At 54.0% G+C, this 25,214-nt stretch carries 22 protein-coding genes and 1 pseudogene; 8 read left to right on the top strand and 15 right to left on the bottom strand.

Annotation, left to right across the window (positions count from 1 at the left end):
• Positions 1 to 389: 389 nt before the first annotated feature.
• The 7 genes from AC3G2T_RS28655 to AC3G2T_RS28625 all read right to left on the bottom strand — a co-directional run bounded on the left by AC3G2T_RS28655 (position 390) and on the right by AC3G2T_RS28625 (position 6,918).
• Entirely contained in the window at positions 390 to 1,448 is a 1,059-nt protein-coding gene (locus AC3G2T_RS28655) for an acyltransferase (protein ID WP_488437705.1), read from the bottom strand.
• A gap of 111 nt (positions 1,449 to 1,559) precedes the next feature.
• Positions 1,560 to 2,768, bottom strand: a complete 1,209-nt coding sequence (locus AC3G2T_RS28650; protein WP_488437704.1) for a chromate transporter — start codon at positions 2,766 to 2,768, stop codon at positions 1,560 to 1,562.
• 30 nt (positions 2,769 to 2,798) lie between these two features.
• Positions 2,799 to 3,368, bottom strand: a complete 570-nt coding sequence (locus AC3G2T_RS28645; RefSeq protein WP_488437703.1) for a ferric reductase-like transmembrane domain-containing protein — start codon at positions 3,366 to 3,368, stop codon at positions 2,799 to 2,801.
• Positions 3,369 to 3,385: 17 nt separating this feature from the next.
• A complete protein-coding gene (locus AC3G2T_RS28640) occupies positions 3,386 to 4,360 on the bottom strand; it encodes an FAD:protein FMN transferase (RefSeq protein ID WP_488437702.1) in 975 nt (324 codons plus the stop codon).
• A 32-nt stretch (positions 4,361 to 4,392) separates the two neighbouring features.
• Positions 4,393 to 4,758 (bottom strand): hypothetical protein, encoded by a 366-nt coding sequence (locus AC3G2T_RS28635; protein ID WP_488437701.1) that lies wholly within the window; start codon positions 4,756 to 4,758, stop codon positions 4,393 to 4,395.
• 186 nt (positions 4,759 to 4,944) lie between these two features.
• On the bottom strand, positions 4,945 to 5,706 hold the full coding sequence (locus tag AC3G2T_RS28630; protein WP_488437700.1) for a DODA-type extradiol aromatic ring-opening family dioxygenase: 762 nt from the start codon (positions 5,704 to 5,706) through the stop codon (positions 4,945 to 4,947).
• 876 nt (positions 5,707 to 6,582) lie between these two features.
• Positions 6,583 to 6,918 carry a YlbF/YmcA family competence regulator gene (locus AC3G2T_RS28625; protein ID WP_474679735.1) on the bottom strand — a complete coding sequence of 112 codons (336 nt, stop codon included), beginning with the start codon at positions 6,916 to 6,918 and terminating at the stop codon, positions 6,583 to 6,585.
• Between the two features lie 160 nt (positions 6,919 to 7,078).
• On the opposite strand from AC3G2T_RS28625, the gene AC3G2T_RS28620 reads away from it, so the two are divergent.
• Genes AC3G2T_RS28620 through AC3G2T_RS28600 form a run of 5 tightly spaced genes read left to right on the top strand, consistent with a single transcriptional unit; the run spans position 7,079 to position 13,273 of the window.
• Complete coding sequence (locus AC3G2T_RS28620; protein WP_474679736.1) at positions 7,079 to 8,455, top strand: YheC/YheD family endospore coat-associated protein; 1,377 nt, start codon at positions 7,079 to 7,081, stop codon at positions 8,453 to 8,455.
• A gap of 9 nt (positions 8,456 to 8,464) precedes the next feature.
• The gene (locus tag AC3G2T_RS28615; RefSeq protein ID WP_488437699.1) at positions 8,465 to 9,673 is read left to right on the top strand and encodes a YheC/YheD family endospore coat-associated protein; all 1,209 of its coding nucleotides are present in this window, start codon (positions 8,465 to 8,467) and stop codon (positions 9,671 to 9,673) included.
• A 4-nt stretch (positions 9,674 to 9,677) separates the two neighbouring features.
• Entirely contained in the window at positions 9,678 to 11,042 is a 1,365-nt protein-coding gene (locus AC3G2T_RS28610; protein ID WP_488437698.1) for a YheC/YheD family endospore coat-associated protein, read from the top strand.
• Positions 11,042 to 12,169: a YheC/YheD family endospore coat-associated protein gene (locus AC3G2T_RS28605; RefSeq protein WP_488437697.1), complete on the top strand. Its 1,128-nt coding sequence runs from the start codon at positions 11,042 to 11,044 to the stop codon at positions 12,167 to 12,169. Before AC3G2T_RS28610 ends, AC3G2T_RS28605 begins: the two co-directional genes overlap by 1 nt.
• A 6-nt stretch (positions 12,170 to 12,175) precedes the next feature.
• On the top strand, positions 12,176 to 13,273 hold the full coding sequence (locus AC3G2T_RS28600; RefSeq protein ID WP_474679740.1) for a YheC/YheD family endospore coat-associated protein: 1,098 nt from the start codon (positions 12,176 to 12,178) through the stop codon (positions 13,271 to 13,273).
• A 55-nt stretch (positions 13,274 to 13,328) separates the two neighbouring features.
• On the opposite strand, the gene AC3G2T_RS28595 is transcribed toward AC3G2T_RS28600, so the two are convergent.
• From AC3G2T_RS28595 to AC3G2T_RS28560, 8 genes are all read right to left on the bottom strand, one after another.
• The gene (locus AC3G2T_RS28595) at positions 13,329 to 14,294 is read right to left on the bottom strand and encodes a phosphoglycerate dehydrogenase (RefSeq protein WP_474679741.1); all 966 of its coding nucleotides are present in this window, start codon (positions 14,292 to 14,294) and stop codon (positions 13,329 to 13,331) included.
• A 35-nt stretch (positions 14,295 to 14,329) separates the two neighbouring features.
• Positions 14,330 to 15,982: a response regulator gene (locus AC3G2T_RS28590; RefSeq protein WP_488437696.1), complete on the bottom strand. Its 1,653-nt coding sequence runs from the start codon at positions 15,980 to 15,982 to the stop codon at positions 14,330 to 14,332.
• Between the two features lie 18 nt (positions 15,983 to 16,000).
• On the bottom strand, positions 16,001 to 17,713 hold the full coding sequence (locus AC3G2T_RS28585; RefSeq protein WP_488437695.1) for a sensor histidine kinase: 1,713 nt from the start codon (positions 17,711 to 17,713) through the stop codon (positions 16,001 to 16,003).
• A gap of 89 nt (positions 17,714 to 17,802) precedes the next feature.
• The gene (locus AC3G2T_RS28580) at positions 17,803 to 18,615 is read right to left on the bottom strand and encodes a carbohydrate ABC transporter permease (protein WP_488437694.1); all 813 of its coding nucleotides are present in this window, start codon (positions 18,613 to 18,615) and stop codon (positions 17,803 to 17,805) included.
• Positions 18,616 to 18,618: 3 nt separating this feature from the next.
• Positions 18,619 to 19,497, bottom strand: a complete 879-nt coding sequence (locus tag AC3G2T_RS28575; RefSeq protein WP_474679745.1) for a carbohydrate ABC transporter permease — start codon at positions 19,495 to 19,497, stop codon at positions 18,619 to 18,621.
• 32 nt (positions 19,498 to 19,529) lie between these two features.
• Entirely contained in the window at positions 19,530 to 20,867 is a 1,338-nt protein-coding gene (locus AC3G2T_RS28570) for an ABC transporter substrate-binding protein (RefSeq protein WP_488437693.1), read from the bottom strand.
• Between the two features lie 347 nt (positions 20,868 to 21,214).
• Positions 21,215 to 21,439 carry a spore germination protein gene (locus tag AC3G2T_RS28565; protein WP_474679747.1) on the bottom strand — a complete coding sequence of 75 codons (225 nt, stop codon included), beginning with the start codon at positions 21,437 to 21,439 and terminating at the stop codon, positions 21,215 to 21,217.
• Between the two features lie 95 nt (positions 21,440 to 21,534).
• Positions 21,535 to 22,200, bottom strand: a complete 666-nt coding sequence (locus AC3G2T_RS28560; RefSeq protein WP_488437692.1) for an HAD family hydrolase — start codon at positions 22,198 to 22,200, stop codon at positions 21,535 to 21,537.
• Positions 22,201 to 22,437: 237 nt separating this feature from the next.
• Between AC3G2T_RS28560 and nagB the strand changes: the two genes are divergently transcribed.
• From nagB to AC3G2T_RS28545, 3 genes and pseudogenes are all read left to right on the top strand, one after another.
• Positions 22,438 to 23,166, top strand: a complete 729-nt coding sequence (gene nagB / locus AC3G2T_RS28555; protein WP_488437691.1) for a glucosamine-6-phosphate deaminase — start codon at positions 22,438 to 22,440, stop codon at positions 23,164 to 23,166.
• Positions 23,163 to 24,329, top strand: coding sequence for an N-acetylglucosamine-6-phosphate deacetylase (gene nagA / locus AC3G2T_RS28550; RefSeq protein WP_488437690.1), 1,167 nt, complete (start codon positions 23,163 to 23,165; stop codon positions 24,327 to 24,329). The genes nagB and nagA overlap by 4 nt, the downstream gene beginning before the upstream one ends.
• A 755-nt stretch (positions 24,330 to 25,084) precedes the next feature.
• Positions 25,085 to 25,214, top strand: a pseudogene (locus AC3G2T_RS28545) (DUF6444 domain-containing protein); the annotation flags it as partial.

Raw genomic sequence — 25,214 nt, 5'->3', positions numbered from 1 at the left:
AAAGCATATAGAAATTCCATATTTGCAGATTTCTTTCTGTTAAGCAGGTTTCCTCCCTTCCACTTAACAAATTTGTAAACCACTTCTAACTCAAGCGCCTCTGCTCTCATTTGAGTTATCTTGCTTCTTACGTCGGCAATCCGGTATGAATGTTGTACTCAGCATGCAGTAAAACGATCGTTCTTAATCTATTCCGCTCTTATATCCGTTCACCACCTGTCCGAATAGGGAGCCAAAGTCACCTCGCTCCTCCTATTTCGATAAAAACCATATTATTTCGACAGATTCGATCGTAGCATAAGGAACTATACAGAATCTTTACAAGCAGGACCTTATCCATGTAAAAAAAAGGAGTGCCTCTGCCGATGCAGTGTACACTCCCTTTTTATTCATTTTATGTTCAGTGCTTTTCTTCCCTTGCGGTATAGGACAGTGATCACCCAGGGGATGGCGATAATAAGCACGAACACAATCAAATTATACAAATTGTACAGGACGATGGATCCCGGCGTGTGAACCTTGTATTTCCAGGCCGACAAAAGCGCGGGATGCATCAGGTAGACGCCGAACGATACGGCTCCGAGCGAAGTCAGGAAGGCCGCCAGACGCGCCGCCGCCTTTTGCATGCGCTGCGCGATCCAGATGAAGCTGACGCCGATTCCTATGCTGTACAGCACCCAGGACGCTTCAAACCACGTATTTTCGATGGCTGCTCCTTTTTGCGCCGCGACAAACAGCATCGCGTAACCGACGCCGCTAAGCAGTGAAAGAGGAAGCACCCAGCCGATATTCCGGTCCAGCCACGCCCGGAAAGCCCCGTAATGAATCCCGATGGCTCCGCCTACCAGGAAAAAGCCGAAATAGGTGATACAAAGCTCAGGCTTATGGCTGATCGTTCCGAACCAGTGATTGTACACATATACTCCGGCCTGGATCAGCAGTCCCCACAGCGCCAGCGTTTTTCGGAACCAGGCGAACTTTCGGGCTGCCCACACGAGCAGCGGGAACAGGACGTAAAACTGCACGATAATTATCATGAAGTAAAGATGGTAGCCCGAATCCGCCCACTTCAGCTGCTCCAAAAATACTTTCAAATCCACCTTGACCGGATGCCCGGGCGTCCACAGCCACGGATTATATATGTAATAAAAAAACGACCATAAAATATACGGGAGAAGAACCTGGCGCACCCTTTTCCAATAAAAAAGAGCCGCCTGCTTTCCGCTCCAATTGTCGATATAAATGTAAAACAGCACGATGCCGCTGATGAAAATAAAAACCGGAACGGCAAAATAGCTGATTTTGTTCAAAAATAAGCCCAACAGTTGGGTGCTGCTTCCCATTAGAGCCGGATCCACCGTACTGTCTGAAGTGACATGGATCAGGACGACAGCGATAATCGCCAGTGCCCTTACGATATCAAGCTCGGTAATTTTTGCTTTTGCCATGTGTCGTTTAAGCCTCGTTTCCTTCTGATTCCCTTTCTACTATAGAGAGTTTCGGAAAACTTGGCAACTTCCCCCGGAATGCCCCTTCTTTCAGGGAGGACCGAGCTCAAATCAGACCAACAAAAAACCGCCCGCCGCCGCGGCAAGCACGACGATCCATGGAGGCGTTTTCCAATAAACGAGCGCTCCGAACAGCAAAACCGTCATGCAAAAATCACCGGTCGAATGCACGGCACTGGTCCAGACCGGATCGTACAAGGCCGCGAGCAAAATGCCTACGACCGCCGCATTCACGCCGAGCAGCGCCTGCTTGACGGAGGCATAATCGCGAATCCGGTTCCAGAACGGCAGCGCTCCTGTGACAAGAAGAAATGCCGGGAGAAAAATAGCGGCGGTTGCAACGGCTGCACCGAGCCAGCCTTTGGCGGCGAAGCCGATGTAAGCCGCAAAAGTAAACAGCGGGCCCGGCACCGCTTGCGCAGCTGCATATCCGGCGATGAACCGCTCATGATCCAGCCATCCGGCCGGCACCGCTTCCCGCTCAAGCAGAGGCAGCACTACGTGCCCGCCGCCGAACACGAGCGAGCCCGAGCGGTACATGCTTTCCGCAAGCGCGAGCCAGTCCGAAGCGTAAAGCATGCGGGCCAGCGGGAGGAGGAGGAATATACCGGCAAAAAGAATCAGAAACCCGGCCGTTTTGGCGCTTGGCCGCGGGTTAACCGCAGCTGCTGTTTCGGCAGCGGGGCCTGACTTAAACAAAAGGAGCCCGCTCACGCCGCCGGCCGCAATGATCGCGATCTGGCTCCACGGCGAGCTCCAGAGCAGAGCTATAACCGCCGCTCCGATGGCCATCGTCGCCCGGCTTTTGTCCGGCGCGAGCGATTTGCCCATCCCCCACACGGCTTGGGCGACGATCGCGACGGCCGCAAGCTTGAGGCCGTGTATCCACGCCGCTCCTTCAAGATTGAATTTGCCGTATGCATAGGCAAAAAGCGCCATAAACAGCGCCGACGGCAAAGTGAAGCCGATCCAGGCGGCGACTGCGCCTGCGAGACCACCGCGCAGCCAGCCGACGCCGATGCCGACCTGACTGCTTGCAGGCCCGGGGAGAAACTGGCACAGCGCAACGAGATCGGCGTATTCATGCTCGTCGAGCCACTTGCGCTTGCGGACGTATTCTTCGCGAAAGTAGCCCAAATGCGCAATGGGCCCGCCGAATGAAGTCAAACCCAACTTGAGGGCAGTCAGCCCTATTTCCCAAACATCATGCAGCCGCAATTTCGGCACCGTCCCTGCTAATCCATATTTTGAAATATCCATATTGTATCACCCGGGACGAAAGGCTGTCTTTTACATATTCTTCACATAGACGACTTGAATGCGGCCCTTGCGGGGCTTAATAGCAATGCGCACGATCGTCAGAATGACAAGCGCTGCGGCAGTAGCGATGTACATGACTTTAACGAGCGGCTGCGAGCTGTCGGTGCCGAGGAAAAGGCCGTGAATCAGCGCGAGAACAAAAATCGGGTACGACAGCAAATGAAATGCAAGCCATATTTTTCTTTTCAGCTTATTCCGCAAATCCGTCGTGAACATGACCACCAGCAGCCCGTACATCGCCAGCGTGCCCAATGCATTCAAAACGGTCGAATGGGCCGAGGCGAACGGAATGAGAATTTCATGCCAATCAAAAGGCATATACGTATCGATGATCAACAGCAGGCCGTGGAGCAGCGCCAGTACGGTGCCTGTTTGATTGGCGGCGGTATGCCACTTCAGAAGCCGGGCTTTGCGCTCTTTCCATTTAGGAAACCCGCAGGCGATTCCAAGCGCCATGCCGATGAACAAAGTAAAGTAAGACAATAGGCCGAATACGCGGATCAACGTCCAGATCGGCAATTGAACAAGGAAATGAATCAATGCTTTCCTCCCCTTTCTTAGGGTACATGATGGATAAAATCCGTTTGTAAATGAAACCAGCGCCCGTGTACGCCAGGGGAGGCCGGTTTCATATGATGAAGCTGCCCTTCTTTGGTATAAAGCAGCGCTTCCAGTCCGTTCGTTTTGCGCCGGAACAGGGGAAGGCCGGCTTCCACTCCCGCAATGCACAGCACCTTGGCCCAAATCTCGCACTCCACCAAATCTTTTCCCACTACCGTAGATTGAACAACGGAGCTTGTGCCGGGAACCATGGTGCGGGGATCGATCAAATGATGCATCCGCCCCCGGTTCGTCGACCAGCTTCTGCGCAAGGAGCTGGATGTCGCGACGGCTCCAGAGTCCAGCTGCAGCAGCACTTCCTGCGTACCTCCGAACGGATGGGCAACGGCGACGACCCACGGATCGCGCTCCGAAGCTTGCCCCCATACTTCCAAATCGCCGCCTGCGTTAATCAGCCCTCTCTTCACATTCCACTCTTGGCGAAGCCAGGCTACCAACTGCTTGACGGACCAACCTTTGACGATGCCGCCCAGATCGATGCGCTGGCCGGGTCCGATTTGAACCGACTGCATGACCGCATTCAAATCGATTGCCGGCTGCGTAGTACTGCCAGGGACTCCGGGTTCAAGACAACGCGTACTCGCCCCCATCGTTTCAAAAGAGTTCGCATACCCGGCTTGGTGAATGGCATCTTTGACGAATATGCTGAAAATGCCCTCGGTCTGTTCCCGGTAATGCTCCGCAAGCTGCAACACTTCCATCATATGGGGTGACGCCATGCAGCGGCTGCCGGCCAATGCGTTGATGCGGGACAGCTCGCTCTTCGGCAAAAAACGGCTGAAGCGCTTTTCCGAGCTGTTGAACCAGGCTTTTACATAATCGGCAAGTACATGGCTGTCGTCTTCGGCATTGATCCCCAGCAGCACCTGGATATCCGTATTCATGGAGCGAAAATTGATAGGCTGGAGCATACGGCTCCTCCCCCTTCCTTGCGCGATGCCGCTCAAGAAGCCTGCGTCCTTGTGTGCGGCTGAATTTGCCCGGACTCGGATCCTGCCGACCCGGTTGACCCGGATCCTGTGCCGCTGTTGTCGCCGCTGCGGCCAAAGTTTGAATTGCCGCCGAACGAGCGGCCGCCGCCGCGCCGTCTGTCCTTCTGGCGGAATTGTTGATTGTCCCCGCCGTTCAATGAGCTGCCGCTGTCCGACAGCAAGGGCGTCTTCGTTGAAGCCGGGGCGGATGCGGCCGCCGCCTGCTGCTGGGCGGATTTGAATTCGGGGCTTGCTTTTACTTCCTGAAACAGGAAAAAACAGAGAAGCACGACGACCGCGCCTATTTGCCATTTCAGCCATTTGGATGCTCTTCTCATAATAAAAGACCCGCAAATGCATGCGCCTTATTTTTCATAGCCATTCATTCCTTTGTCTAGGTAGTGTTTTTGTTTTACGAGACTAATTATGCATGACAAATCTTAGGCAATCCTTAGTGCCCACTGAATGTTTGCTGAAGCCAAAAAACCGCCGCCAAGGTTGTTCACCCTGACAGCGGTTTTTAGTTAAAACTGCATGCATAAGTAGCTGAGCGTTCCGAGATCGTAGCTGCGATGTATGACTTGGGGCTGGCCGCTGCCACTGCCCATCGCGATAAACAATGGAACAAAATGCTCCGCCCGCGGCACAGCGGTGCGCGCATGCGGCGCCAATGCTTCGTATTGAAACAGAGATTTCAAATCGCCCGCCTCGATGGTTCGAATCAACCAATCGTCGAACTCCACCGCCCAAGGCTCAGGCGTTTTTTGCCCCCATTTAATGATCCGCAAATTGTGAACCGTTACGCCGCTGCCGATGACCAGTATATCCTCTTCGCCAAATCCGCGCAGCGCTTCTCCGATTTGGAATTGATGTTCCGGGGAAAGGTAAGGGTTGACCGAAACTTGCACGACCGGAACATCGGCCTCCGGATACATCCGCAGCAAAAGCGTCCAGGAACCGTGATCCAGCCCTCTGACCGTATCCTTGCGCACCGCGATGCCCTGTTTGGTCAATCTTTCTTCGAGCAGGGCGGCGACGGCCGACGATCCTTTGGCCGGATACGTTTGCTCGTACAGCTCGTCGGGGAATCCGCCGAAGTCGTAAATCGTTTCGTACACGTCATCGTGTGAGGAAATCGTTACTGTTTCTTTTTCCCAGTGAGCCGTAAAAATAACGATCGCTTTAGGCTTGTACTTTTTGCCTAGATCGACGAGAAAATCGGTATAAGGCGTTTGCTCGATAGCAAGCATCGGTGAACCGTGCGCCAAAAATAAAGCTGGCATCATAAGAATCACTCCTTGTGATTTCGAAATCAACTTATATTATGTAAGTTACTATATATTAATCTTCGTTGAGTGTCAAGCGAAAAAGAAGCCTCCCTCTCCAGTTGGCCCGCAGGCAACCGCTGCTGCGCCTCTGTAGCAGAGCAAATCCGACAGCTTGCTTACTCGGCGGCTTATCGTTAAGCCCGCCGCGGCCTCGCCTCCTAGCTGCTGCAGAGGAACATCTTTTGCGGGGTAAACTCACTGCTAGCGATGTTTTGTAGTGCTGAAGGTAGGCGGGGGGAGCGATCGGGGTGGGCATCAGGGTACTTTCGCATGACTTATCTACTTATCGGGGAGTGACTTTGGCGGTTCTTCGATTCGTAGTGATGGAGGCGGTTCTCTGGTGCTGCTTCCATACTCCTAACGTCGTTTCACAACGTTTGGGGTCTGCTGAGGAGCGGTCAGGAAAGCGTGGGAGCTTACGAGGTAGCCGGAGGCGTACTTTCAAGCGGCTCTCCCGCAAAAAAACTGCAAAAGCACAGCCTTTTGCTCCCCCTTTTGCTTGTCCGCGAATTATTCCTGCAATAGTGCAGTTTTTTGTCCCCTGAACCCGGGTTCGGGCCTGTTTGGGCCGGGAATTCCTGCACTATTGCAGGCTTTTCTCCGAAACGGGCCGTTCTTATCGAAAAAGCCTGCACTTTCGCAGGTTTTTCGGCTACAAGGCCGTTTCGTCAACGGCCGCAGGTGGCTTTTGGACCCATCCCCCAACGAAAAGGCCGTACTCCTCATGAAGGAGCACGGCCTCGCGTCAATACCGATCGGCGCTAGATTTTGGCTATCGCAGCATGGACGGCTTCTTTGGAGAATCGTTCGCCGATCAATACGATGATAGCGGTTCTACCGCATCATCGCTTCCAACGGCTCGGCAATGATCCGCTGCACGTCCTCCAGCACGACCGACAACCGGCGCTCCGCATCGAACAGGCGGCCGATGGCCGGGTTGAGCGCCAATACCTCGTAAAGCTTCTGCATTTGGTCCATTTCCTCTTGGTCCGGCATTTCACCAGCCATCATTTTTTGTTGAAACTCGTTTTGCCGGCTGCGGAAATTGTCGAGCATCGTTTTGCTGGACGGATCGGCGTCGATTTTGCCCCGTATTTCTATCATTTCCTTATACTCGCTGCATTCCCTGATCGCTTTGGCCAGTTCGTAAGCCTTGTCATGCACATTCATCTGATAATTCCTCCTCGCTTTAAAATGTACTCCAGTTGGGCTTATCCCGGCCGCTTTCAGGGCTTAACCCTAAGCACCAAGGGGTATATGTCCTCATATGATGGAGTAGTTTACTTTGCTTGAGCAATGCCATTTTTGATGCTGGAAGGAGTGTTCGCTGTTGACCAGGACGAAAATCGGGATATCTATTCAAAGCACCAGCATCTACTTGGATGATCGGACCGTTGTTCTAAGTGAAAATATTGTTAAAAGATGGAAAATTCCAACCCAACAGCCGATAACGCTGCGATTCGGCTCTGCCAAACAAGAGGTGAAAGTCGTCTCGGCGGCGATTTCGAACGGCTTGCGGGTCGGCACCGCTCTTGCTTCCAAGCTGGGGCTGCATAGCGGAGCTCAGCTCTGTCTCCATTATAAACAGGGCAGCGGCACATTGTCGATTGGTCCTTTGATCGGCGTTATGATCAGCCGTGTCCACGCCGGTTCGACGGACCGCCCCTTTGGAACGATCACCGCCTTTTGCAAGGAAATGACCGAGGCCTGCGAAAAATTCGGCGCGCTGGTATGCTTTTTCCCGCCCAAGGAGATGCACGGAGGCACCGGTTCGGTAGCCGGCTATTCGTATGCCAACGGTAAGTGGAGCAAAAAGACGTTTCCGATACCGAATGTCATTTATAATCGGCTGACTTCTCGCAGATATGAAAACCTGGCCAATGTCCAGCAGTTTATGAACGATGCCAGGTCCCGCTACGGCGCGCACATTTTTAATGAGAAATATTTGAACAAAACCGAAGTTTTCCAGGCTCTGCACAAAGACAATTCCTTGCACACGTATTTGCCCGAATCGCATTCGCTCAAAAATTACCAAATGCTGAGGACGATGTCAGGCCGTCATCCCGTGCTGTTTTTAAAGCCGATCACCGGGAGTCTCGGCAAAGGCATTATCCGGATCAGCCGGGAACTCGGCGATGCGTATACGTGCCATTTTACAAACTTGAACGGGGTTCGCAAGCAATCTTTCCCTTCGATCTCCAGCGTTTTTCGGGCGCTGTCGGGCAAGCTGAAAACCCAGCGCTACCAGATTCAGCAAGGGCTTGAACTTATCACCGCCGATAACAGGCCGGTCGATTTTCGCGCGCTTGTGCAAAAAGGGCCGAAAGGGGTATGGTCCATTACCTCCATTGTCGGCCGCATCGCGGGCAACCAGCATTTCGTCTCCAATCTGGCGCGGGGCGGAACTTTGAGCACCGTCAAAGGAGCGCTCGCCAAATCTTCCCTGAACCCGCAGGCAAAAACTTCCGCATTCGGCCGGCTGCGCAAAGCTTCGCTGGATATCGCCAAAGGCATCGAGGCGCAGATTCCGAATCATTTTGGCGAGTTGGGGGTTGATCTTGCCGTCGATAAAACCGGGAAAGTATGGCTGCTGGAGGTAAACTCGAAGCCGTCCAAGGACGATAACACGCAGCTGTCCGCAGAGCGCAAAATAAGACCGTCCGTGAAACAGGTCGTGCAGTATGCCCTTTATTTGGCGAAGTTCTGAGGTGAAGTCATGCAAACAGCCGCACATCCCCTGCTGGGGATTATGGTAGCGGAGCAAATGCGCCCGCTTCCTTTTGCCAATGCAGCGCTTTATGAAAAGTTGACCGCGATCGGGAAGCATGAAGGCATTCAAGTATTCGTATTCTCGCCGAACCGGATCGACTGGCATCGGAGAACCGCTGCAGGGTATAAGTACGTTTGCGAGAGCAAAGAATGGGTCGCGGATTCGTTTCCGCTGTCCTTCCTGATTTATGACCGCTGCTTTTTCGGCAGCAAGGAGAGCTATCAGCAGTACCGGATGCATGTGAGCAAGCTGCGCGGGCTGCCCGGCATCCGCTTTCTCGGCTATGGACTGGGAAGCAAGTGGGAAGTTCAGCGCATGATGCAGCATCACGCGGAGCTGCGGCCCTTCCTGCCCCGCACCTTCAGGCTCGCCGGCGAAAAGAAGCTGCGGCAATGGCTTTTGGAGGGCGATGAGGTGTTCCTGAAACCTCAAGGAGGCAGTCAAGGAAAAGGCGCGCTGCACCTACGCAGAACGCCTGGCCCGGGCGGCAGCGACGCCTATTCGGTTAATGGCCGCGACGCCCGCAACGCGCCGGTTCATGGGCGCTTCGAGCGGTGGGAGGATTGCGCAGCGTGGCTGCACAATCAGATCGGCGGAAGGCCTTATCTGATGCAGCAGTATTTATCGCTGCACAATGCGGAAGGCTCCGCCTACGACGTTCGCTCGTTCGTGCAAAAAAACGGCAAAGGCTTGTGGGAAACGGTCGGGATGGCGGCGCGCGTCGGCAAGCCGGGGAGCGTGACGTCGAACCTGCATGGCGGCGGAACGGCCGAAGACGTCCACTCTTTTCTCGCCCGCGAGTTCGGGGAGGCGAAAGCCGCCGAACTGACCGGCATGCTAACCAGGCTGTCCCGCCTGATTCCGCCCGCTCTGGAAGCGGCTCACGGCCGCCTTGCCGAGCTGGGCATCGATTTTGGCATCGATACGCAAGGCCGCATTTGGATTCTGGAAGTAAATTCCAAGCCAGGGCGGACGATTTTCACCCTTTTGGCAAACGAGAAAGCCCGTTTCAAGTCCCTGGCCAATCCGATCCGCTATGCGCGCTATCTGCTGAACACGCATCCGCGAGCCAAAGAAATCAGCAGTCCGGCATTGCTTCATACAAGCACAAGAAGTCGGGCTGTGCCGGGCTTTGCAACAAGTTTAGGAGGGTAACCTAATGAGTTTGACTACGTGCACACTCCACGCCATACGAAGACCGGACCGATCGCTCTACTTATCAAGCGAACTCGTCAAAGCTTTGCGGTTAACCGGCGTCAAGACGATTACCGTAAAGTCGGGCAGCAAATCGGCGGTGCTGCCGGTTCGCCTGATCAAGAAGCCCGGTCAGCATTTATATATTCCGCTGTCCTTGATCGGCAGCCTTCGCATCCCGAGAATAGGCAGCGTCATGGCGTCCAGCAGCAACAACGAAATCCGGCTCGGCCCCGTAATCGGTATATTAACGAATATTACCGGCAGCAAATCCGCCCCTTTCGGCACCAAGACCGGGTTTATCAAGCAAATCATCAATACCGGCGTCAACAGATCGTTTCATTTCGCGTTCAGCCCGTCCGACGTCAACTGGACTCAGGAGACAGTATCGGGCATCGTTCCCAATGACAGCGGAGGCTGGGCCCGCAAAACGTTCCCGCTTCCCGATGTCATCTACAATCGCTTATCCAGCCGCAAAGCCGAAAAAACCGCGGGAATTCAGGGATTCAAAGAGCGTTTCGTGCGCAGGGGCATTCCGCTGTTTAACTGGAGCTTCTTTGACAAATGGGATGTATACAAAATGCTGGACGGCGACGACGCCTTCAAGTTCGTTCCGGAATCGCACATCAATCCTTCCCCCGAGCAAATTAAAGAAATGTTGGATAAACATAAATTCATTTATTTGAAGCCGACCGGCGGCAGTCTTGGCATCGGAATTTACCGCGTCACGTATAACTCGAACCGGGGCTATTTCGTGCGCTACAGAAAAAACGGCAAAAACGTGCTCATCCGCTACTCCAAATTCGAAGGCTTGATGCGGATGCTCGGCACCGGCCGCGGACGACTGACGAACTACGTGGCGCAGCAGGGCATCCGCCTGATCGAAATCGACGGCTGCCCGATCGACTTCCGCTTTCATATGACGAAGAACGGCAGCAACAATTGGGTTGTAGCGGCTATCGGCGCCAAGAAAGCCGGCAAAGGCAGCGTCACTACGCACATCCGCAACGGCGGACAACTGATGACGATCGAGCAGGTGCTCCGGCAAATATACGGACACCGCGCCGATCAGGTGCTCACAAACGCCAAGGAAACGGCCGTCAAGCTCGCCGAAGCTATCGAGAAAAACTACAATCACCTGCTCGGCGAACTCGGATTCGATATCGGCATCGATCAAAACGAAAAAATTTGGATGTTCGAAGCGAACGCCAAGCCGGGCAGATCGATTTTCAAACACCCTTCGTTAAAGGATGGAGATAAAGCGTCGCTGTCCTATATTTTCGATCACTGTCTGTATCTGAGCCGGTTTCGCTCAAGGAGGGATATTTAATGGGATATATCCTTCAGGAGCGAGGCCAGAAGCCTACGCTGGCCATTTTGACAGTGAAAGATAGCGGACGCATATTTCGGGGGAATCTGGGCAACTTTGTGGACATTATCCGCACCGGCAGCGAGCTCGGCATGGATGTGTACGTCGTAACGACCGGCGACTTTACACTCTCGGGCGGCCAAATGAAAGGATACCGGTACGATTTCGCCAAAAAAAAATGGAGCAGAGGATCCGTCCCCTCTCCGCGCGTTATTTACAACCGGATTCCTTACCGCAAAATGGAGCTGCAGCCGGAAGTACAGCAAATCATTCAAACGTGCATGCGCAGCAACCAGACTTCCTTGTTCAACCCGTCGTTCTTCAACAAGCTGACTCTGTTCGAATGGTTGAAAAAATCGAAGGCAAGCCGGCCCTACATCCCCGAAACGCACCAGTTGACCGGCGCAGACGACCTGGAACGACTGCTGAAACAACATCCCGTCGTATACTTGAAACCGGCCAAAGGCAAAGCCGGCAGAGGAATTATGCGGCTGGATAGAATCACCGGCAAAAACAAGGAGACCGAATACCGGCTCAGCAGGCAGGAAAACAAAGAAATGCAGTACTCGATGCACAGCTCCATCGACGAGCTCTGGCAAATGGTGAACCGGATTCGCGGTTCCAAAGAATATATCGCGCAGCAGGGCATTCCTCTGAGCCGATATAAACAGCGGGCTTTCGATCTGCGCACGCTGATTCAGAAAACCGCCAAAGGCTCGTGGAGCGTTACCGGAATCGGCGCCCGCGTAGCCGGCAAAGCGAGCATCACGACCCACGTGCCGCGCGGAGGCTCGATCGACGACCCACGGAAGCTGCTTACCCAAACCTTCGGATCGAAAGAAGCGGATCAGATTCTCAAGCGGACCAAGCGGGCCGCCGTCACGCTTTCCAGACAAATAGAAAGAGCCTCCGGCAATCAGCTGGGGGAAATGTCGATGGATCTCGGAATCGATACGACCGGCCGGATCTGGTTTTTCGAAGCCAACTCCAAACCGATGAAATTCGATGAACCGGAAATTCGCCGCAAATCGCTTGAGCGCATTATCCGCTACAGTCAGTACCTGACGAATCGAGGAGGAAGAAGGTGAAGCGCCTTGGCTCCGAAACGACTGGGCGTACTCGCTGTTTATGATCACAATACCGGGTTTGAGGAGTTTGCTTATTTCCGAAAGCTGAGCCGGGAAGGAAAGAAGCTGGGGCTGCAAATCGAAGTGTTCAGGCCGGATGACGTGGAAAACGGAAACCAGGTTCGCGTGTTGGTTTATGATGACGCCCAGGGGAAATGGGTTCGCCGGAGAACTTCGTTTCCTCCGATCGTATACGACAGATGCCGTTCTCAAGGGGCGGAATTTTATAATATGCTGCAGGCATTTCGCAAAAAACATGCGAATGTCATTTATTTAAGCAGGCCGCTGGTCAATAAATGGTCAATGCATAAAACGCTCAGCGAGGATGAAACCATTCGCAAATATTTGCCCGCTACCGTTCGATTCAGCAGCCCCAAGGATCTTATGGGCTTTTTGAAAAAGCATAAGCAGATTTACGTCAAACCGAAGAACGGCACGGGCGGGAGAGGCATACTGCGGATCGAGCAGGTCGCCAAAGACCTTTATCTGATGCAGGGACGCAATCAGCAGCGCGCCATTTTGTCCCCGTTCCGGTCCCCGGAAAAACAGCTTTTGATCAAGCTTCAGACGATGAATTTAGGCCCGGATTACGTCGTACAGCAGGGCATTCCGCTGACGCTGAAAAACGGCCGCGTGCATGACTACCGGCTCCTGATCCAAAAGAACCGCAATGGCGAGTGGGAAGTAACCGGCTGCGCCGGACGCATAGGGCCCCACCGCAGCATAACGTCCAATCTCCACGGAGGCGGCAGCGCAGTAACGCTGGACAGCTTGCTCGTGCAGCGTTTTGCGGCCGACGGCAAAATCGCCGAGATCAAAAGCGAGCTTTACGGCTTCGCTCACAAGCTGGCCGCCTACCTGGAGAACAGATTCGGCAAACTGTGCGAGTTGGGGCTGGACATGGCCATCGATGCTAAAGGGAATATTTGGCTGATCGAAGTCAACCCGAAGCCTTCGCGCGAAATATTTCTCCGCACCGGCCAAACCTCCACCTATCATGCATCCTTAGTGCGCCCTCTGGAGTACGCGTTGTGGGTGCTGCGGCAGAAGAAGAGCAAGGCCTAAAACGACAAGGAAGCCGGCGCCGTGACGGCATTCCGGCTTGCCATAACCTCCGGGATCATGCTTCCAGGAGGTTTTGCGGCGTTTTGCCGGACAATGCGTCAAGGATTGCTTGTGCCGTAACGAGGCTTACTTTGCGATACGTTTCATAAGTTTCGGCTGCCGTGTGCGGCGTTGTAATCATATTGTCCAGTTGAAACAGCGGATTGTCCTTGGCCGCCGGCTCCTGCTGATAAACATCGATGGCCGCTCCGGCAATGACGGATGTGCGCAGCGCTTCGTGAAGCGCTTCTTCGTCGACCAAAGCTCCTCTCGCCGTATTGACGAAGACCGCGCTGCGCTTCATCATGGCGAATTGGTCGCGGCTCATCATCTTGAACGTCTCTTTCAGGCTCGGCATGTGCATGCTGACGACGTCGCTTTGGCGGAGCACTTCCTCGCAGCCGGCAAAAGTTACGTGCAGCTCCTCCGCCTTCGCTGTATTCGGATATTTATCATAAGCGATAAGACGAACGTCAAAACCTTGCAATTTGCGGGCGACCATCTGGGCGATGTTGCCGAATCCGAGCAGACCGACCGTTTTTCCGGCAATTTCACTGCCTACAAAGCGGTCCCAATAGCCTTGTCTTGCCGATTGATGAAGCGCCGGCACATTGCGGATTAGAGCGAGGATGAGTCCGACCGTCAATTCGGCGACCGCGTTGGCGTTGCCCCCGGGCACGTTGGTTACTTGAACGCCGTACTCCCGCGCCTTCGCCAGATCGATATTGTCGACGCCTACGCCAAAGCGGGAAATGACCTTCAGCTTCGGCGCGATCCGAAACACATCTTCATTCCACGTATCGACACCCGCCACCACGCCGTCGATGTCCCCGACAAGCGGCTTCAGTTCCTCGAACGTATGCGGCCGGCCCAGCCGGTTCTCGATCACTTCGCACCCGTTGTCCAGCAGCAGCTGTTTCGCTTCCGCGCACAAAACCGAATAGTTCGTAGCGGTTACCAATATTTTATATTTTTGTTCCATTTCAGCCAAATCCTCCCTCATCGACTTGAACGATTCTACTTGCTTTCCGCAAGCTTCAAGCGAAATTCCTGCGGCGTAAGCGAGTAATATTTTTTAAACACTTTTATAAAATAGTTCGGATTCTGGTAGCCGAGCTGCAGGGCGATCTCGTAGTTTTTGAGCGAGCTGTTCGTCAGCATGACGGCGGCTTTCTCCATCTTCAGGCGAAACACGTAATCGCTGAGATTTTCGCCGGTTTCCAGCTTGTAAATCCGCGATACGTGCACCGGATGCATGAACATCGTGTCCGCGATCGCCTGCAGCGACACGTCCTCGACCAGATGCTTCTGCACGAAGCTCTGAATTTTTTTGACCACCGTTTCGCGGCTGCTTTTCGTTTCGTTGTCCATAAAGCTTTGCAGCAGCTCAAGAGCCTGGTACGCCCATTTCCGCAGGGCGGCCATCGAACGGCTAGGCCCGAGACCGGAAATATCGGAAAGCGCGCTTCCGATCATCTCTTCCAGCTTGCGGCCGCTCTTGTGGGCGAAAGAACTGAAAGCCGCATACACGCCGAAAAAAACTTCAGTCAAATATTCGGGCGAATCGGCGTTTTTGGCGTTCAGCTCACCGAACACGTTGTCCAGCTTTTCCCGGATCTGCCTCCAGTCGCCCGATTCGAGCAAATGAACGAGCAGCGGGGGCTCATGCAGCGTTTGCAGCGAATGAACCGATGAAGGCCATGTTTCTTCGGTCACCGTAATAAACAGCCCGCTGCTTCCGCCCAGCTGTTTGCGCAAAGCCGACAGCATGCCCTGATACCTGGCATGAATGTCGCCGGGAAATGTCCCCCAGCCGCTCACCAGAACGGACGCAACGCCTTTCAAGTAGTGCTTGATGCTGATTTGCAGCTGCGACGCCAGCAGTTGAAACTGCGCGGCCGCATCCTCCAGGCCGCATTCCGCGCTTGCCGGCTCTCCGGCCTTCCCGCGGGCGCAGTTGACGAGAAACACGAGGTAGCCGTGCACATCTTTGCACTGCCATATTTGAAACGCGCCTTCGAAAATTTCCTCCGCCATATTGCCGACCGCATATTCAATGAGCGACAGGCTGAACGCGTCCATCTCGGCAAAATTATCTTCAAGGCGCACCAGCATAAAAGCGAAGGGGTCCTCCGGGCTTACGGGAATGTCCAGCATCTCCAGCTCTTCTTGCAAACGTTCCGGAGAAAACCGTCTTCCTTGCAGCAAGTCGCCCAGCAATTCCCCCCGGATCCGGGGCAGGTGCTCGCGAAAAGCTTTCGCGGCGCGCTGGTAAGTCAGGTTCTCCTCCCTCTCGGTACGGAGCAGGCTGACGACGCCCTGTACTTTGCTCAAAATATCTTCATCGCTGATCGGTTTGAGCAAATAATCGACCGTTTTGTGCTGTATCGCCTGCTGGGCGTAATGAAATTCGGCGTAGCCCGAAAGCAGGATGCATTTCGTTTTTTTCCAGCTGCGCTGAACCTGTTCAAGCAGCTCCAGGCCGCTCATACCCGGCATCCGAATGTCGGAGATCAAAATATCGACGGAATTCGTTTTCAAAATTTCCAGCGCCTCATAGCCGGAATACGCCTTGAACACGGCCGTTATGCCGATCTCCTGCCAAGGCAGCGTATCCGCCAAGCTGTCCACCACGCTCGCCTCGTCGTCCACAACCAACAAATGAAACATGCTTACCGCCTCCTGCCGCTACTGCTTATCGTTGTCCTCCCAGATCAGCTCGACCCGCAGTCCGCCGCGCGGCGACCGGGACAAGCGCAGGCCGGACTTGCCTTTGTACAGATGGACCAGCCGCTGATGAACGTTCCATATGCCGCATCCCATCTCGTCGTCCATTTGCAGCGACAGCTTTCTGTGCAGCGCATCTATCGCCTGCTGCGACAAGCCCCCTCCGTTATCGTCCACGACGATGCGGTATTTGCCGTCCGAGCAGTCTCCGCTAATCTCGATAAGCCCGTATTCCAGGCTGTTTTCAAGACCGTGGATAACCGCATTTTCCACGACGGGCTGAATGAGCAGCCGCGGAATTTCCAGCTCAAGCATCGCTTCCGGAATGTCGATTGCGTAATCGAAGCGCTGAATGCGCAAATTTTGAATCGTCAAATAATTGGTCACAAGCTGGATTTCTTCCCGAATGGTCGTCATATTGTTCTCCAGCCTGATCGTATAGCGGTAATATTCGCCCAGGCTCAGCGCCATCGCAACGACGGCTTCTTTTTGTCCCAAATTCGCCATATTCTTGATGTAAAACAAACAATTATACAAAAAATGGGGATTGATCTGGGATTGCAGCTGCTTGAGCGTAGCTTCCCGGGACCGCAGCTTCTCCGCATACACGGTTTCAATCAATTCCTGAATCTGCTCGGCCATTTCGTTGAAACTGGCGAACAAAAAATCGAATTCGTTGTTCGGCTGCTGCTGCAGCCGGGTGGAATATTGGCCGCTTTTGATCCGCTTCACGCCGCGCAGCAGCAGTTGGATCGGTCTCTGCACGTTGCGGTACAGCAGCAAAGTCGCCAGAATGCTCAGGCCCAGCAGCAGGGCGATCGATACGTAGAACAAGTTCCGGCTCGTTGTAATCGGCGTTAAAATATGTTCGAGCGGCACGTAATCGACCAAATACCAGTCCAAACTGTCCGAGCGGACATAGTTGACGATAAACTTTTTCTTATCGAGCGTTACGGTTTCGTGCCCGGCGTTAGGGAGGGATTGTCCGTTCAAATAAGCGACCAGTCCGCTTACGACGTTGTGGTCTGCGCTGTAATTGATGATCGGCTCGCTGCCCCGGCTGTACAAAAACGGTTCTCCGGCTCCGCCCTGCTTCAGCTGCTTGAGCATATTTTTTATATTGTCGTCCGTAAAACGCACTTCGATGAGCAGATCCGGAATGTCGGCATTGCGGATTACCGAAAAATAGGACTGATTCGTCCCCATAAGGACCGCATCGTGATGCGACCATTTGCGAAGTTGGGCGTTTTGCAAGTAATTCTCGTCGTATGCGACGGAATAATCCGTAGAAATGACTTCCTTCGTATCCCGCAAATGCAGCACGATCTGGTTGTTCCAGCCGCTTGTCAAAATTTGCAGATTCAGCATTTCCAGAATCCGGGTTTGCTTCTGGAGCCGTTCGAGCGGCTGCATCGTTTGCCGGTTGGCGAGAAATTCCTTGACGCCCGAATCTCTGCTGACGACAACCGAGAACTTGGTCAACTGCTCGACGGCCGATTCCATCTGGGAAATAAAGAAAGAGAGCCGGTTGCGGTTCTCGTTCTCGATATTTTCCCTGACTACATTCACGCTCACCTGGTGCGAGTAGGCGTACAAAATAATAATGGGCGCGAGCAGCAAGCACACAAGCAAAAGCACTTTGCCGAACGTATTAACTTTACGAATGATCGCCATAACTCCGGATCTCCTCTGCTGCACAATGTTGTATATGGTTCATCATACCGCTTGCGGAGCCCGGAAGTATACCGATATCGTTTGCCGTCTTATCCTTTGACCGCGCCCGCGGCCAAACCGCTGACGATATAGCGTTGAGCGACCAGCGCGATGATGAGCACCGGAAGCGTGATGATGCAAGCTGCGGCCATCAGCCCTCCCCAGTTCACATCGGAATAGGAAATAAAGTTGAATACGGCGACAGGCAGCGTCTTCGTCTTTTCTCCGGCAAGAATAAGCGAAAACATAAAATTGTTCCATGAGAAAATGATCGACATCAAGGAAGAAGTAATAATGCCCGCTCCGGAAACCGGAAGCACGATGTTCAGAAACACTTTGACTTTGCTGCAGCCGTCGATCATCGCCGCCTCTTCGATCTCAAGCGGAAGCGCCTCGAAGAAAGAAATCATGATCCAGGCGATAAACGGCATGCCGACGAGCATGTGGCTCAAAATAAGCGCCAAATACGTATCGATCAACTTCACCTGCGTGAACAAAATGAACCACGGAATCAAAAAGGTGATGGCCGGAATAATTCTCGCCACCAGCAGCAGCAGTCCGAGTCCCTGCAGCCGGTAGCGCGCTATCGCGTATGCCGCCGGAAGGCCCAGCAGCAGCGAGCCGAGCGTCGAGCCGACAGCGACGATCAGGCTGTTGACGATATATTTGATAAAATTGTACTGCTCGAACACGGCCGAGTAATTTTTCACGGTCGGCTTGAAAATGAACGTTTGCGCGGGCGACATAATTTGCGCCTGCGTCTTGAACGACGCCAGAATCATCCAAATAAACGGCGTCAAAAACACCAACACGATCAGCCATGCCGCTATCGTAACGCCAAGTTTCGGCTTTGTTTGCTCCACCGCTTACTGCACCCCCAATCGTTTGCGCATCCAGATGAAAATCAAGGTCAGGCCGAGGACGATCGAGAAAAATATGACGAGCAGCGAGGACGCCATGCCGAGCTTGAAGTACTGGAAGCCCTGGACGTACGAATAAATGTTCAGCGTTTCCGAGGCGTTCCCGGGCCCCCCCTGCGTCGTTGCATAAATAATGTCGAACGTCTTGAGCACATCGATCAGCCTGAGCATGACAGCCACCATGATGGTTGGGCGCAGCAAGGGCAAAGTAATGAAAAGCAGCTTCTGCAGGGACGAAGCGCCGTCGACATCCGCTGCTTCGTAAGGCTCGTGCGGCAGCGTCGACAGTCCCGCCATGACGATCAAGCTGATCATCGGCGTCCACTGCCAAATGTCGATGATCGACAAGGACGGAATAACCTGCCTCGCGCTGCCCAGCCAGTCCACGGCAGGTAAGCCAAAAAGCCGCAGGACGGCGTTGGCGCCGCCGATGGACGGCTCGTAAATGAGCAGCCATACGAGTCCCATTGCTACGGGAGTCGCTACCATCGGCAGCAGGAACAACGTTTTCGCCAAATTTTTGCCTCTGAACTCTTTGTACAAGACGAGCGCGATGGCCGTGCCCAGCACAGTTTCAACCGCCAGCGACAAGCCTGTGAAATAAAAGGTCGACCCGACAGCGCTCCAAAACCTCTGCTCCGACAACAAATGCTTATAATTGTCCAAGCCCACCCACGTAGAAGGATTGGCGGCCGACATACTCCAGTCGTAGAAGCTGATCCGAAACGTGTAAAAAATCGGAAACGCCATCATGATCAGCACGAACAATACCGCAGGCAAAGTGAATGCCCATTTGATATTTTTATCCAGCCAACCTGTACGCATACTCTCCACTCTCTCCTTAACGGTTTATCTGTCTACTTCGTCTTTTCTTTGTCGATCAGATCCTGAAAATCTTTGTTCGCTTTATCGGCGGAAGCTTTGATATCCTCGTTCATCAAGCCTTTGACCACGATATCTCCGATAATATCCCGCGCCTGACCGACATTGATGATCGTAGGACGGTCGTGACCGACGGCTACTTTAAGCGAATCCTGGATGACGCTAATGAATTCTTTCGGGAATCCGGTATTGCCGTTCGGATCGTTCCAGATGGAATCGCGCGCGCCCGGTACCCCTTTTTGCTGCGCTTTGAGCATAATGTCCTTGCTCGTCGCCCATTGCATGAAAGCCCATGCCGCATCTTTGTTCGCGGTCGACGCATTCATCATCATCGCCCACGCCGTATTATTGTACGGTTTGGAGCCTGCAGCTCCCGCCGGGAACTGAGCAAATCCGATTTGATCGACTATCGTCGATTTTTCCTTATCGATGACGCTCGGCAAAATCGAGCTGGTATCCGTAAAGAACGCCGCTTTTCCTTGAGAGAAAACGCCCTGCGCCTGCGGCCAACCCATGTTGAGCACTCCCGGAGGACCGTAGTTTTTGAGCAGGTTGACATAGCGGGTAATGCCTTTGAGCGCTTCGGGCGTATTGACCGTCGCCTTGTCTCCGCTTTGGAAATCGGCGCCTTCGGAATACAGGAACGACGAAAGCTGCGTTACTAACGGCCCCTTCTGTCCCCTTGCTACGAAACCGTACACGCCGTTATTCGGGTCGTGCAGCTTTTTGACCGCCACTTCCAGCTCGTCGAGCGTTTTGGGCACCGACAGACCGGCTTTTTGCAGCAGATCTTTGCGGTAATACAAAACCTGCTGTTCGGTAACCATCGGCAGCGCTACCAATTTGCCGTCCGCCGTCGTGGCGTCCAGAGCCGCTTTCGTGAAATCTTCGAACTGATAGCTCGGGTCCTTCTTAACGTATTCATCGAGCGGCTTCATCCAACCGTTGCGGTTGAACAGCTTCACTTCCTCGGCGGGGCGAACCATCGCCACATCCGGCTCCGCACTTCCGGCCGTCATTTGAACGGTCAGCTTTTGGCTGAGCTGTTCATTGGCAAAGCTCTGGATTTCGACCTTCATGCCGGTCTTCGCTTCAAACTCGGGCAGCTGCGCTTTGATGATATCCGTCGTGCCGGTGTTTCCCATATAGGCCGTAATTCTTTTGCCTGCGAACGGTTTCGCGTTCGTGTCGGAAGGGCTTACCGCCGCTCCTCCTTTATCGCCCGCATTCGTGCCGCCGCAGCCCGCCAGCAAGCCTCCTGTGATGATTGCGCTTACAGTCAATGCCGTCAAGCTTTTCAATTTACGTTCCATGTACCTGGTAGCCTCCCTTGTTCTTGTCGCAAACATTCTGGTTCCAAAAAGCGCGAAACACGAAACCGCATTCCGGTAGGCTCGGCCTCACTCTACATCACGGTCGCATACAGTCGAAAGCCCTCGAAAAATATTTGTCTTATTAACCTGCCTACAAGTTAAATTTTAATACCCGTCCTGTGTCCAGACTATGAAAATTATTTAACATCACTACTACAAAATTAACAGGTTTCCACGCAAAAACAGGCCAATCCCTCGAAATGGAAATTCATTCCTGGGGATGACCTTTTCGGATAAAAAAATTGCCGACCCGAACCTCCGCGGTTCGAATCGGTCTTCATGCTGGCTTAGCCTGCTGTCCCTACCCTGTTCACGCCGGCTTCCGCGACATGGGGATCAAAGGTAATCGTTGCGCTAAAAGTGGTATTGGATATGACGAAATCCCCGGTTATCCCGCCCCCGCCGCCGGCAAACGATTTGCTCGCGGTCGTCGGAGAAACAATAGCGGTGTCCCCGTTAATCAAGGTTCCTTCGTTCCGGTTAATGTTCAGCACTCCTAAAAAAGAAGGCATTCCCTATCAGCACCTTATTCTCAATATGATAATAGTGTATGCCGCCGTGCCTAATTCGTGCGGTCGTAAATTTTATTTCGCGGTTTATCCCCGCTCTACAAATAGCTCAGCAGATCCGCAAAGCTTTGAATCCGGATATGCGCCCCGTCCAGCTCGCCTTTTTCGCGGAATCCGGCATAATCGCACGCCGCTACGGTCAGCCCGTTGCCCAGTCCCGCTTCCACATCCGAGGAACGGTCGCCTACCATCCAGGCCGACTTGACGCCATGCGTCTGCAGCAGCAGCTTGACCAAATCGACTTTCGACTTCGTCTTGTACTGCCCCGCGCTGTAAAGGCCTTCGAACAAATCCCCGATGCCTTTGGCGTGCACGACGCCTTTTACATACCCTTCCAGTCCGTTGCTGGCAACGAACAAGCGAATGCCGCGGTCGCGAAGCTGCTGCAGCGTTTCGGCGACGCCTTCATACAAGAGCCCTTCCCCCCGCTTCAGGCCCTCCATCTGGTAATGAAGCAGCAGTTCGTCGGCTTGCCGCCGCGCTTCTGCGGACGCTTCCGGCATGACGCGCTGCCAAATATGCTCCAGCAGCATGCCGAGCGCTCCAAGGATCAGCTCCTCCGGCGGCGTTTCGCCTTCATAAAGCCCTTGCTTTCTCAGTTCGTCAAAAGTGGCGTGATAAGCCGGAAGCAGCAGCGTTTCCGTTTGAAACAGCGTTCCGTCAAGGTCAAACAGCATAGCTTCGGGTTGTTTCTCTTTATTCATCGTTTCAACTCCCTCTCCTGCGATCGGCAAAAAATCTTCATAAGTACAGGCTATCCTCTTCAATAAGGATGTCAAAGATATCCAAACAAGTCAATGAGCATAATTGGAAAAATGCATATTGCCGATCATTCGCAATTCAGTTATGATTGAATTGAAAATTATTTGAATACAAAATGAATTTTTCAATCAAAATGAAGTCAAAATCATAAAATTTTTTAGGAAACGAGGCATCGGGTCATGAACATTCATATTTTTCAAAACCAGCAGGAGCTGAATGAAGCCGGAGCCGGCATCATCGCCAGTCTCGTACAAATGCAGCCCAGAGCCGTCCTCGGTCTGGCGACCGGCGGGACCCCTGTCGGCATCTATGAAGAACTGGTCAAAGCTTATCAAAAAGGACGGGTCAGCTTTAAAGGCGTGACCGCTTTTAATCTCGACGAATATGTCGGGCTGCCGGCGGACCACCCGGAAAGCTACCGCACTTACATGAATCGGCATTTGTACGATCATATCGACCTTCCTCCGGAGCAAGCCCACATCCCGAACGGTAATGCGCCGGACCCGGAGGCGGAATGCGTCCGGTATAACGAAGAGCTGGAGAAAGCGAAGCAGATCGATCTGCAAATTCTCGGGCTTGGCCACAACGGCCATATCGGCTTTAACGAGCCGGATCATTCGCTGATCAGCGGCACGCACCTGGTTGAGCTGAAGCCCGAGACGCGCGAAGCGAACGCCCGCTTTTTTCATTCTTTGGAAGAAGTGCCTACCCACGCGTTGACGATGGGGGTCGGCACCATTTTGAAAGCCAAAACCGTGCTGCTCATCGTGCGCGGCGCGGATAAAGCGGACATCGTCCGCCGTGCCCTGACCGGTCCGATTACGACGGAAATACCGGCCACTCTGCTGCAGACGCATCCGCACCTGGTCGTCCTGCTCGATGCGGAAGCCGGGAGGTATATGCAATGAGCGAACTGGTCATTACGAATGCGAACATCGTGACTGAAGAAGGCGTAATCGAGCGCGGCACCGTTTGTGTAAGCGACGGACTTATCGCTGCCGTCCATGAACATAACGGCGGTTCTGCGGCAGCGCCGGCTCCCGGCGGGGAGCGGATCGATGCGGCGGGAAGCTGGCTGCTTCCCGGATTTATCGACGTTCACGTACACGGCGGTTATGGTGCGGATTTTATGGATTCGGATCCCGAGACGCTGGATACGATCACCCGTTTTCACGCGGCCCACGGCACGACTTCCATGCTAGCTACGACGATGACGGCGCCGCATGCGGCCATCGAACGCGTGCTGAGCGAAGTCAGCAGCTACATGAGCGCTCCGATGCCTTACGCCCAACTGCTCGGCGTGCATCTGGAAGGGCCGTTCATCTCGCCCAAATGGCCGGGCGCGCAAAACCCGAGCCACATCGCGCTGCCGCAGCGCGAGTGGCTCGAAGACTGGCACGAGCGCTACCCGGGGCTCGTGCGGCAGTTGACCCTCGCCCCCGAACGCGAGGGGGCGCTCGTGATGATCGCGTGGCTGCGCGATCACGGCATCGTGGCCGCATGCGGACACACCGACGCGAGCTATGCCGACGTCCAGTCGGCCGTTCGCGAGGGGCTCTCGCATGCGGTCCACACCTTCAACGCGATGACGGGACTCCATCATCGCGAACCCGGCACCGTCGGTGCGGTGCTCACCGACGCGCGCATCAGCGGCGAAGTGATCGCCGATGGGCACCATGTGCATCCGGCAGCGATTCGCCTGCTGACGATGGTCAAGCAGCCGCACGGCCTGCTGCTGATCACGGACGCGATGTCCGCCGCCGGGCTCGGCGACGGCCAGTACGAGCTCGGCGGGCAAGCCGTGACCGTGCAGGCGGGCGTGGCCCGGCTGACGGAAGGCGGCAGCCTCGCCGGCAGCACGCTGACGATGATCGACGCGCTGCGCTACATGGTGCGCGAGGTCGGCGTCAGCGTCCCGGAAGCGAGCCGCTACGCGAGCGGCAACCCGGCGCGGCTGCTGCGCCAGGACGACCGGCTCGGCTCGATCGCGCCGGGCAAGCAGGCTGACCTGCTCCTGGTCAGCCCCGAGCTCGAGCTGCAGCGCGTCTGGGTGCAGGGCCGGGAAGCTTAGCGCGCCACTCCCCGGCTCGGCGCGCCCTTAGGGCTTAGCACGCCGCCTCCGGTTCAGTCCGCCCTCTTTGACACAGCACGCCCACTCTTCGGCAGCTTAATGAAGTTGTCGGAGGAGGGCGTCTTTGTCGTTACGTGGATATGGCGTCGTCCCTACTTACTTCCCCGCCCCGCTAACGCCCCACCGACCAACCTCCCACGCAAAAAAACTGCAAAAATACATCTTTTTGCGCCTTGACGCACCTGCCTCGATAAATTCCTGCAAATCTGCAGGCTTTTCCGCCCAAACCCCAGCTCAGCCCCTTAACGGTCGAAAATTCCTGCATTATCGCAGGCTTTTCCCAAAAACAAGCCATTTTCACAGAAAAAACCTGCACTTTTGCAGGAATTCAAGCTGCAGGCCAATTATCTACTTTTCAGACAGCGGAAACCACCGTTTCAGCTAAGTCAGCTACATACTGCATACGCCTTTACGTCTTCTCAAAACACGGAAAACTCTCCCGCTAACACCCCACCGACCAACCTCCCATGCAAAAAACCTGCAAAAATAGTTACTACTTAGGTACTGAAGCAGAATTTTCTCTCAAAATAAAAAGGTATTTGGTTTCATACGCCGAAAAGGTAAGATAACCCAAAACGGAGAGAGGAGTGTCCCCTATGCATATGTCTGCTGAACAAGTCCATTCCATTTGCAAGGGCGACCCCGACATTATCGCTGCCTTCAACGCCTTGTTGCAGGTGATCGATGAACAGGCAAAGATCATTGAACGTCAAGCGAAGCGTATTGAAGAACTGGAACATCGTGTTCAGGATCTCGAACGTCAGCTCGGTCAAAATAGCAATAACAGCAGCAAGCCGCCTTCCAGCGACGGGTTTCGGAAAGTCA

The organism is Paenibacillus sp. sgz302191 (assembly GCF_057749925.1).
The sequence above is the reverse complement of the archived record's forward strand: the minus strand, read 5'-3'. Positions and strand labels throughout refer to the sequence as shown.

Bases quoted from the DNA above. Each gene is read 5' to 3' on its own strand.
- AC3G2T_RS28655 (WP_488437705.1), bottom strand. From the start codon at position 1,448: ATGGCAAAAGCAAAAATTACCGAGCTTGATATCGTAAGGGCACTGGCG.
- AC3G2T_RS28650 (WP_488437704.1), bottom strand. From the start codon at position 2,768: ATGGATATTTCAAAATATGGATTAGCAGGGACGGTGCCGAAATTGCGG.
- AC3G2T_RS28640 (WP_488437702.1), bottom strand. From the start codon at position 4,360: ATGCTCCAGCCTATCAATTTTCGCTCCATGAATACGGATATCCAGGTG.
- AC3G2T_RS28635 (WP_488437701.1), bottom strand. From the start codon at position 4,758: ATGAGAAGAGCATCCAAATGGCTGAAATGGCAAATAGGCGCGGTCGTC.
- AC3G2T_RS28630 (WP_488437700.1), bottom strand. From the start codon at position 5,706: ATGATGCCAGCTTTATTTTTGGCGCACGGTTCACCGATGCTTGCTATC.
- AC3G2T_RS28625 (WP_474679735.1), bottom strand. From the start codon at position 6,918: ATGAATGTGCATGACAAGGCTTACGAACTGGCCAAAGCGATCAGGGAA.
- AC3G2T_RS28615 (WP_488437699.1), top strand. From the start codon at position 8,465: ATGCAAACAGCCGCACATCCCCTGCTGGGGATTATGGTAGCGGAGCAA.
- AC3G2T_RS28610 (WP_488437698.1), top strand. From the start codon at position 9,678: ATGAGTTTGACTACGTGCACACTCCACGCCATACGAAGACCGGACCGA.
- AC3G2T_RS28605 (WP_488437697.1), top strand. From the start codon at position 11,042: ATGGGATATATCCTTCAGGAGCGAGGCCAGAAGCCTACGCTGGCCATT.
- AC3G2T_RS28595 (WP_474679741.1), bottom strand. From the start codon at position 14,294: ATGGAACAAAAATATAAAATATTGGTAACCGCTACGAACTATTCGGTT.
- AC3G2T_RS28590 (WP_488437696.1), bottom strand. From the start codon at position 15,982: ATGTTTCATTTGTTGGTTGTGGACGACGAGGCGAGCGTGGTGGACAGC.
- AC3G2T_RS28585 (WP_488437695.1), bottom strand. From the start codon at position 17,713: ATGGCGATCATTCGTAAAGTTAATACGTTCGGCAAAGTGCTTTTGCTT.
- AC3G2T_RS28575 (WP_474679745.1), bottom strand. From the start codon at position 19,497: ATGCGTACAGGTTGGCTGGATAAAAATATCAAATGGGCATTCACTTTG.
- AC3G2T_RS28570 (WP_488437693.1), bottom strand. From the start codon at position 20,867: ATGGAACGTAAATTGAAAAGCTTGACGGCATTGACTGTAAGCGCAATC.
- AC3G2T_RS28565 (WP_474679747.1), bottom strand. From the start codon at position 21,439: ATGCCTTCTTTTTTAGGAGTGCTGAACATTAACCGGAACGAAGGAACC.
- AC3G2T_RS28560 (WP_488437692.1), bottom strand. From the start codon at position 22,200: ATGAATAAAGAGAAACAACCCGAAGCTATGCTGTTTGACCTTGACGGA.
- nagB (WP_488437691.1), top strand. From the start codon at position 22,438: ATGAACATTCATATTTTTCAAAACCAGCAGGAGCTGAATGAAGCCGGA.
- nagA (WP_488437690.1), top strand. From the start codon at position 23,163: ATGAGCGAACTGGTCATTACGAATGCGAACATCGTGACTGAAGAAGGC.